Source organism: Actinomadura sp. KC216, from assembly GCF_004348535.1.
In the GTDB taxonomy this organism is placed as follows: domain Bacteria; phylum Actinomycetota; class Actinomycetes; order Streptosporangiales; family Streptosporangiaceae; genus Spirillospora.
The window spans coordinates 1-8,828 of the sequence record NZ_SMJX01000334.1; the positions used below are offsets into that span (position 1 = coordinate 1).

The 8,828-nt window shown below is 70.2% G+C and carries 10 protein-coding genes and 1 pseudogene; 8 read left to right on the forward strand and 3 right to left on the reverse strand.

Annotation, left to right across the window (positions count from 1 at the left end; all coding sequences use genetic code 11):
• Positions 1 to 304: 304 nt before the first annotated feature.
• On the reverse strand, positions 305 to 829 hold the full coding sequence (locus E1264_RS35715; protein ID WP_132180807.1) for a hypothetical protein: 525 nt from the start codon (positions 827 to 829) through the stop codon (positions 305 to 307).
• A 37-nt stretch (positions 830 to 866) separates the two neighbouring features.
• On the opposite strand from E1264_RS35715, the gene pyrE reads away from it, so the two are divergent.
• Positions 867 to 1,403, forward strand: a complete 537-nt coding sequence (gene pyrE / locus E1264_RS35720; protein ID WP_132180809.1) for an orotate phosphoribosyltransferase — start codon at positions 867 to 869, stop codon at positions 1,401 to 1,403.
• Between the two features lie 51 nt (positions 1,404 to 1,454).
• On the opposite strand, the gene E1264_RS35725 is transcribed toward pyrE, so the two are convergent.
• Together E1264_RS35725 and E1264_RS35730 are read right to left on the reverse strand one after the other, a co-directional pair.
• A complete protein-coding gene (locus E1264_RS35725; RefSeq protein ID WP_243711370.1) occupies positions 1,455 to 1,826 on the reverse strand; it encodes a RodZ domain-containing protein in 372 nt (123 codons plus the stop codon).
• 111 nt (positions 1,827 to 1,937) lie between these two features.
• Positions 1,938 to 2,663 (reverse strand): DedA family protein, encoded by a 726-nt coding sequence (locus E1264_RS35730; RefSeq protein ID WP_132180813.1) that lies wholly within the window; start codon positions 2,661 to 2,663, stop codon positions 1,938 to 1,940.
• A gap of 240 nt (positions 2,664 to 2,903) precedes the next feature.
• Between E1264_RS35730 and fbaA the strand changes: the two genes are divergently transcribed.
• The 7 genes and pseudogenes from fbaA to E1264_RS35765 form a co-directional block, all read left to right on the forward strand.
• A complete protein-coding gene (gene fbaA, locus E1264_RS35735; RefSeq protein WP_132180815.1) occupies positions 2,904 to 3,926 on the forward strand; it encodes a class II fructose-bisphosphate aldolase in 1,023 nt (340 codons plus the stop codon).
• A gap of 157 nt (positions 3,927 to 4,083) precedes the next feature.
• Positions 4,084 to 4,533 (forward strand): helix-turn-helix domain-containing protein, encoded by a 450-nt coding sequence (locus tag E1264_RS35740; protein WP_132180817.1) that lies wholly within the window; start codon positions 4,084 to 4,086, stop codon positions 4,531 to 4,533.
• A gap of 46 nt (positions 4,534 to 4,579) precedes the next feature.
• Complete coding sequence (locus E1264_RS35745; RefSeq protein WP_132180819.1) at positions 4,580 to 5,089, forward strand: GNAT family N-acetyltransferase; 510 nt, start codon at positions 4,580 to 4,582, stop codon at positions 5,087 to 5,089.
• Positions 5,090 to 5,147: 58 nt separating this feature from the next.
• A complete protein-coding gene (locus tag E1264_RS35750; RefSeq protein WP_132180823.1) occupies positions 5,148 to 5,570 on the forward strand; it encodes a DUF3151 domain-containing protein in 423 nt (140 codons plus the stop codon).
• 212 nt (positions 5,571 to 5,782) lie between these two features.
• Positions 5,783 to 7,171, forward strand: a pseudogene (locus tag E1264_RS35755) (serine/threonine-protein kinase); the annotation flags it as partial.
• Between the two features lie 162 nt (positions 7,172 to 7,333).
• Entirely contained in the window at positions 7,334 to 8,617 is a 1,284-nt protein-coding gene (locus tag E1264_RS35760) for an adenylosuccinate synthase (protein WP_132180821.1), read from the forward strand.
• Positions 8,618 to 8,619: 2 nt separating this feature from the next.
• Positions 8,620 to 8,828: glycerophosphodiester phosphodiesterase family protein (locus tag E1264_RS35765; protein ID WP_279491903.1), on the forward strand; the 209-nt coding region annotated here is incomplete at its 3' end.

An 8,828-nucleotide genomic window follows, 5' to 3' on the forward strand; every position in this document is an offset into this window, starting at 1 on the left:
GCCGACACCCTCACCCCGGGCCCCGACGACGTCGCCATCGCCGAGGACAGCCTCGAAGCCCTCCTCCGCCTCCGCTACCGCGCCCGCATCGACCTGGGCCGCGGCGAAGACGACTACGACGCCCTCCTGGACGACCTCCTGAAGAACGCGTAGCCGCCCAGGGGGACGCCCGACGCCCCCTGGTAGCCCCCGGTTGCGAGCCGGTCGGTTTCTCACGCCACGGCGCGGATCAGCGGCTCGATCGGCGCTCGAAAGGTCCCCGCGGTGCGGCATGCGCTCGCCCATGCCGCCGGGCCCTGGCCTCTCACAGCTCCATGAGAAGTTCGCTCAAGGACTGGGCCACCGCCGTCGGGGGTTCGTGTTCGGTCACCGGCCAGCCGCGGAGACGGGCTTCTCTGATCGCCTGGTCGTGGCCGGAAGAGGCGGTGCGGTCCGCATGGGTCCGGAGGTAGCCGCAGGGCGCCTCCGGCCAATCTGGGGGCATGGGGACGTCGTTCTGCGGCGACTCGTGGTCGTGGCGCGGCGGGCGGGGCAGGTCGGCGTCGATGAACACGTATCCGGCGATCGGACGGTGCGCCGCGCGCTGCGCGAGCGCGATGCCGGGGAGGAGCGGTCCGGCGGTGCCGTGCGCGGCCAGGGCCAGCGGGGGGACGGGATCGGTCGCGGTGATGGTGAGCGAGACGCGGGCGATGTAGCGGGGGCCGGTGTCGTCGGGGACGTCCGGAGCGATCACGTCCAGGCCGTACGAGCGGAGCATTTCCGGCAGGTCGCCCCAGGCGGCGGCGGTGGAGTGCGGCTCGTGCAGCAGGACCAGCGTTCCCGGCGTCATGCCGGGCACCGTACACGGCGGCAATAGGGTTCTTCACGTGAGCGATCGTGATGAGCTGCTGCGACAGATCAAGGACAAGGCCGTGGTGCACGGCGACTTCGTGCTGTCCTCGGGGAAGCGGGCGTCCTGGTACGTGGACCTGCGGCGGGTGACGCTGGACGGGTCCGCCGCGCCGCTGGTGGGGCGGGTCATGCTGGACGAGACCGCCGACCTGGACTACGACGCCGTCGGCGGGCTCACGCTCGGCGCCGACCCGGTGGCGACCGCGATGCTGCACGCGGCGGCGGCCCGCGGCCGGGCGCTGGACGCGTTCGTCGTCCGGAAGGCGGGCAAGGCGCACGGGCTGCAGCGCCGCATCGAGGGCCCGGACGTGACGGGCCGCAGGGTCCTCGCCGTCGAGGACACCTCCACCACGGGCGGGTCCGTCCTCACCGCGGTGGAGGCGCTGCGCGAGGCGGGCGCGGAGGTCGTGGCGGTCGCGACGATCCTGGAGCGCGGCGCCGCGGGGCGCATCGCCGAGGAAGGGCTCGCCTACCGCCACCCCTACGACGTCACCGACCTCGACCTGAGCTGAACCGACCGATCGACCGACCGGCCGCGTCGACCGGCCTCGGCCCGGCCGGCCCTAGCCGCGGCGGGTCTTGACGAACCATTCGGCGCGGCGGCCGTCCGGCTTCCGCGGCTGCACCTTGCCGTGGATGACGACCTGCAGCGAGCCGCCGTTCTGGGCGACGACCTGCAGCGGCGTCTCGCGGTAGTTGCGCGTCTCGCCCTGGTTCAGGGTGCCCTGGGTGAGGACCTTGCCGCCGGTGTCGGCGACCCGCACGACCACGAAGGTCGCCGGGCCGGTCACGCGGATCACCAGCGGCAGCGCGGCCGTCGGCGAGCTCGCCGTCTCCGGGGACGGATCGCCGCCACCGCTGTCGTCGGCCGCCGGACGGCTCGCGCTCGTCGACGGCCCCTTCTGTTCAGGTTCGCCGGAGAGCGCATTGACCAAAGCCAGGCCTCCGCCGACGAGAAGGGCCAAGGCGGCCATCACGGCAACAGCCGCGATCAGTATGCGCGCGAGACCCCTAGGGTCCGACCGGTGACGTCCCACATGGGGAGGTTAGCGATAACTGTCACCGCTGAGCGACGGACGTGACTCTTCGGGGTCATTCTTATCTGGACTCCGGTCCGCTTTGCGGCCTTTCATGACCTCTCGGATGATCGGGATGACCGACAGCACGAGGATCACCGCGACGCCCGGCAGGATGTATCGGTCGACGTGCGGCACCTCGGAACCGAGGAAGTGGCCGAGAAGGAACAGGCTGTCCGTCCAGATGACGGCGCCGATGCAGTTCCAGATGAAGAACCGGCGGGTGCTCATGCCGAGCATCCCGGCGAGCGGGTTGAGGAACGTCCGCACGATGGGGATGAACCTGGCCAGAACCACGGCCTTGGCCGGACCGAATCGGTTGAAGTAGTGCTCGGCCTTCTCCACCCACTCCTGCTTGAAGATTCTGGAGTCGGGACGATCAAAGAGTTTTCGGCCATACCGGGCACCGAGGAAGTGCCCGAGCTGGGCTCCCGCGATCGCCGCGATCGGGCCGCCGACGAGCAGCCACGGCAGCGACAGCGGCTGGAACTCCTCGCCGTTGATGGTGGAGACCGCCGTGAGGATCCCCGCCGTGAACAGCAGCGAGTCGCCGGGCAGGATGCAACCGAACAGCAGCCCGGTCTCTGCGAAGATGATCGCGAGCACGCCGATCGTCGCGAACGTGCCGAATAGCTGGAGCCACGCCTGCGGGTGCAGCCACTCGGTGATGTCGAGGGGAAGGGTCGAGAGATCCACACCGCGAGCGTACCTTTCCACACGCTCCGATTAGGCGGGATACTGAGCGTGGACGGCATGCCCGACCCGGAAAAGCGCGTGACCTTGGCTCGTGCTTGGGTATGCGGACGTCCGGGTGCTACCGCCCGCTGGACGCCCGGCGGCACATCTGAACGTCCCGGATCCGGCGACGCCGCGCCGGCGATGACTCTGGCGAAGGCCGGACGACGACGTTCACTGCGTATGAAAGGACGCTGACCAATGCCCATCGCAACGCCCGATACCTACGCGGAGATGCTCGACCGAGCGAAGCGGGACGGCTTCGCCTTCCCCGCGATCAACGTGACGTCCAGCCAGACGCTGAACGCCGCGCTGCGCGGCTTCGCGGAGGCCGAGAGCGACGGGATCGTGCAGGTGTCGACCGGAGGGGCCGAGTACCTGTCCGGCTCCACGGTGAAGGACATGGTCGTCGGCGCGAGCGCGCTCGCCGAGTACGCCCGGGTCGTGGCGGCCAAGTACCCCGTGAACATCGCCCTGCACACCGACCACTGCCCGAAGGACAAGCTGGACGGCTTCATGCGTCCGCTGATCAAGATTTCGCAGGAGCGGGTGGCGCGCGGCGAGGAGCCGCTGTTCCAGTCGCACATGTGGGACGGGTCGGCGGTCGAGCTGCACGAGAACCTGCGGATCGCGGCCGAGCTCCTCGACGAGTGCGCCAAGGCGCGGATCATCATGGAGATGGAGATCGGCGTCGTCGGCGGCGAGGAGGACGGCGTCGCCAACGAGATCAACGAGAAGCTGTACACGACGCCCGGCGACGCGCTCGCGACCGCCGAGGCCGTCGGCGTGGGCGAGAAGGGCCGCTACATCCTCGCGGCGACGTTCGGGAACGTGCACGGCGTGTACAAGCCGGGCTCGGTGAAGCTGCGTCCCGAGGTGCTCAAGGAGATCCAGGACGCGGTGGGCGCCAAGCACGGCAAGGACAAGCCGTTCGACCTGGTGTTCCACGGCGGCTCCGGGTCCACGCTCGAGGAGATCCGCGAGGCGGTGTCGTACGGCGTCATCAAGATGAACATCGACACCGACACCCAGTACGCGTTCACCCGCCCGGTGGCCGACCACATGTTCCGCAACTACGACGGCGTGCTGAAGGTCGACGGCGAGGTCGGCAACAAGAAGCAGTACGACCCGCGCTCGTGGGGCAAGGCGGCCGAGGCCGCGATGGCCGCGCGGGTGGTGGAGGCGTGCGAGAGCCTCCAGTCCGCGGGCCAGAAGCTGAAGTAGCACGGCCGGGCCGTCACGCTCGCCGCGGGGGCGGCGACGCGGCGAGCGTGACGGTGAAGGCCGCGGCGGAGATCGCCAGGTCAGACGGCGGTTCCGGAGGGTGCCGCCCCGCCGGACGGCGCGCGTTGTTTGACGAAACCTGGGTAGTCTCGGAGGTGTGGCACTACCCCGCACTTACGAGTCGCAGAACTGCTCGATCGCGCGGTCGCTGGAGGTCGTGGGCGACCGCTGGACCATGCTGGTGATCCGCACCGCCTTCCAGGGCGTGCGGCGCTTCGACGACTTCCAGGACGAGCTCGGCATCGCGCGCAACGTCCTGGCCAACCGGCTCGCCCGGCTGTGCGACGAGGGCATCATGCGCCGCGTCCCGTACCAGGAGCGGCCCGAGCGGTACGAGTACCGGCTCACCCGCAAGGGCGTCGAGCTCTGGCCCGCCGTGATGACGCTGATGATGTGGGGCGACCGGCATTACGCGCCCGACGGGCCACCGCTGATCATCGGCCATCGCGGCTGCGGCGGCACGCTGACCCCGCGCTTCACCTGCGATGCCTGCGGCGCGATCCTGGGCCCCGGCGACGTCGAGCCCCGGCCGGGCCCGGCCGCCTGACCCTAATAAGTTGCTTCACGAAACCTTTTGCGGTCCAATGAGTTTCATGAAGCTACTTGAGGGCCACGGCACCGGGGGCGGCCGTGTCCTGGTGCGCCCGTACGGCGCAGCCGACCGCGACGGCGTCCGGCGGATGTCGGACCGGCTGTCGGCCACCAGCCTCTACACCCGCTTCTTCTCCGGAACCCCGTACATCCCCGACCACTACCTCCGCTTGCTGGACGCCCTCGACCACTGGGACCGCGAGGCCCTGGTGGCGCTGGACGGCGACGAGATCATCGGCAGCGCCGAGTACATCCGCCTCAAGAAGCGCCCGTGGTGCGCCGACGTCGCCGTGCTCGTCACCGACCCGTGGCAGCGGCACGGCGTCGGCAGCGCGCTGGTCGCCCGCCTCGCCGAGCTGGCCGAACGCCGCGGCATCAGCGAGTTCGGCGCGGACGTCACCCTCGCCAACCGGGGTGGCATCCTCTTCATCCGGCACGGCTGGCCCGCCGCGCACCCGACCAGGGACGGCGGCGCGGCGCGCTTCCTCCTCCCGCTTCCGATGCCCGCCTAGCCTGCGCGGACATCGTCGTGCCCCCTGGGTTGATACGGACATGACGGGGCTGCTTACGATGACCCGCATGACCCAGAACCTGCTCGGTGGCCCGCCTCCGACCGAACTGCCGGACAACATCGAGGCCCGCACGGCCCTGGAGAACGGCGTCGACCCGTTCGAAGTCGCCGCGCGCCACCCCGACTATCCGGGCGCCTGGGCAGAGCTGTCCGACCGCGCCTTCGCCAACGGCAGCGTCATCGATTCCTACGCGTTCGCCCGCACCGGCTACCACCGCGGCCTCGACCAGCTCCGCCGGGCCGGCTGGCGCGGCCAGGGCCCCATCCCGTGGGAGCACGAGGCCAACCGCGGCTTCCTGCGCGCCCTGCACGCCCTCGGCCGCGCCGCCGCCGCGATCGGCGAGGACGACGAGGCCGAACGCTGCCGGACCTTCCTCCGCGACAGCAGCGCAACCGCCGCCGACGCCCTCAACGGCACCTGACGCAGCGAGCCGGTCGCCCGCACGCCACCGGGCGCAGATTGTGCGTCCTGTGACCTACTGCGGGCCGTGCCCGTCCGCTTTAATCTGAGCAGCCGGTCCGGCGGCGAAAAGGCGAACAACGGAATACGGGGCGCTGTAGTGGATGATCTGCGACCTGGTGATCCTCGTACGGTGGGCCGTTACACGCTGTCCGCCCGGCTGGGCGCGGGCGGAATGGGGCAGGTGTTCCTCGGCTCGTCCCCGGCGGCAGGCCGGTGGCGGTCAAACTGGTGCATTCCGGATTCGCCGCCGACGCCGATTTCCGGCGGCGTTTCAAGCGCGAGGTGGAGGCGGCCCGCCAGGTCGGCGGCTTCCACACCGCGCCGGTCGTGGACGCCGACCCGGACGCGGACATCCCTTGGCTGGTCACGGCCTACGTGCCCGGCCCTTCACTCGCCGCCGCGATCGCCGAGCACGGGCCGTTTCCGCTGAAGTCCGCACTCGTGCTCGGCGCGGGGCTGGCCGAGGCGCTGGAGGCCATTCACCGGGTCGGCGTCGTGCACCGCGATCTCAAACCGTCCAACGTCCTGATCGCCGCCGACGGGCCGCGCGTCATCGACTTCGGCATCGCCCGCGCCGTCGACGCGTCCGGCGCCACCAGGGGCGCCGGAACACCCGGGTTCATGGCGCCCGAGCTGATCGCCGACGGTGCCGTCACCCCGGCCTGCGACGTGTTCGCACTCGGCGCCCTTCTGGCCTATGTGATGGGGGTCCGCCCATTCGGAGAGGGCCCGTCAGAAGCGCTGGCCTACCGTGTGGTCCACAAGGACCCGGTGCTGGACGACCTCCCTGAGCCGCTGCACGGAATCGTGACGAGTTGCCTGGCCAAGGACCCCACGGCCCGGCCCAAGCCAGCCGAATTGCTGGAAGTCCTCTCCTCGGCCGGTGGGAATGACGCCTGGCTCCCGGCGCCCGTCCAGGACATGCTGACGCGCTATCCCAGCACCGCGCAGTCCCGTCCCGAGCCGGAGGTCACCCCGGCACCGATGACGGCGGCAACCGTCCAATATCAGCCCGTCCAGAGCAGTTCCGTGCGGTTCGGCCCGACCTTCACTCCGGTGATCCTTGCTTTGGTGGGCCACAGCCTCCGCCTGTTGCTCGGACTCGGCATCGGCGCATTGGCGGTGGCCACCGCGACCACCGGGAACAACTGGAACGCCTCTGGCCTCATCATCGTGCTCCTGTTCGTGCTGGCCTTCTGGCTCATCCGGCTTCCCGCGATCTGGATGCTCCCGCTCATCACCATGCTGCGAAAACCCTGCGAACTGCATGTCGGGACGTACGGGCTCGATTTCCGGTACAGCGGCCGCCGCGTCTTCTACCGATGGCACGAGATGAGCCGCATCGTGGTCCGCCGCGCCGACGCCGGATGGTCGATCTGCGTGTGGCCGCTGAACTTCGCCTTGCCGGAGCCGCGCGGACCGCGGGCACCGCTGTGTTACCTGGAGCGGAAGACCGGCTGGATCGTGGTCGTGCCCGTCCACCGCCTCAAGGCCTCCCGGAGTGAGATCGAGTCGGCCCTCGCTCGATACGCCGGTCCCCGCTGGGGCGGCAACGCCTGAAGAACGCGCCGCCGCCCGCGAGGTCGCCGAGCGACCCCCCGACCGGCAGGGACGTTCGCCTCCGGTTTTCTTGCCGTCCAGGTGCGGGTACGCTTTGATCGCAAGAGGCCCCTTCGCGCGCTTGCGGCGACCGGGGCCTTCGTCGTGGGAAGGAAATGTGGCATGCCTGCCATCGTTCTTGTCGGGGCCCAGTGGGGAGATGAGGGCAAGGGCAAGGCCACAGACCTGCTCGGCGGAGACGTCGACTACGTCGTCCGCTACCAGGGTGGCAACAACGCCGGACACACCGTCGTCATCGGCGACCAGAGCTACGCGCTGCACCTGCTGCCGTCCGGCGTGCTGTCGCCCGACGTCGTCCCGGTGATCGGCAACGGCGTGGTCATCGACCCGGCCGTGCTGCTCCAGGAGATCGACGGCCTGCGCGACCGCGGGGTGAGCTGCGAACGCCTGCTGATCTCGGCGAACGCGCACCTGATCATGCCCCACCACCGGGCCCTCGACAAGGTCACCGAGCGCTACCTCGGCAAGGCCAGGATCGGCACCACCGGCCGCGGCATCGGCCCCACCTACGCCGACAAGATCAACCGGATGGGCGTCCGGGTGCAGGACCTGTTCGACCCGAACATCCTCACCCAGAAGCTCGACCTGGCGCTGCGCGAGAAGAACCAGGTCCTGACGAAGGTCTACAACCGGCGCCGCATCGAGACCGGGCCGATCGTCCAGGAGTACGTGGAGTACGGGGAGCGGCTCAAGCCGTTCGTCGCCGACACGACGCTCGTCCTCAACAAGGCACTGGACGACGGCAAGGTCGTCCTCCTGGAAGGCGCCCAGGGCACGCTGCTCGACCTCGACCACGGCACGTACCCGTTCGTGACGTCGTCCAGCCCGACGGCGGGCGGCGCGTGCGCGGGCTCCGGCATCGGCCCCACGAAGATCAGCCGCGTGATCGGCATCATCAAGGCGTACACGACCCGCGTCGGCTCCGGCCCCTTCCCCACCGAGCTGCTGGACGAGCAGGGCGAGTACCTGCGCAAGACGGGCGGCGAGTACGGCGTGACCACGGGCCGCGACCGCCGCTGCGGCTGGTTCGACGCCGTCATCGCCCGCTACGCCACCCGCGTCAACGGCATCACCGACTACTTCCTCACGAAGCTGGACGTCCTGTCCGGCCTGGACCGCGTCCCGGTGTGCGTCGCCTACGAGATCGACGGCGCCCGCGTGGACGAGCTGCCCACGACGCAGACCGATTTCCACCACGCCAAGCCCGTCCTGGAGTACCTCGACGGCTGGCGCGAGGACATCACCGGCGCCAAGACCTTCGATGATCTCCCCAAGAACGCGCAGGCGTACGTCCGCGCGCTGGAGGAGATGTCCGGCTGCCGCATCTCCGCGATCGGCGTCGGCCCCGGCCGCGATCAGACGCTCTCCCTCCGCCCCCTCGTCTGACCGTGCCGGTCGAGAACCACGGCCACCGCGGCGCCCGCGGCCTCCGCCCCGAGAACACCCTCCCCGGCTTCGCCCACGCCCTTGACCTGGGCGTGGACGCGATCGAGCTGGACGTGGGCCTCTCCGCCGACGGCGTGGTCGTCCTCAACCACGACCAGACCCTCTCCCCGACGAACCTCACCGACACAGAGCCGGTCCACCCGAACGACCC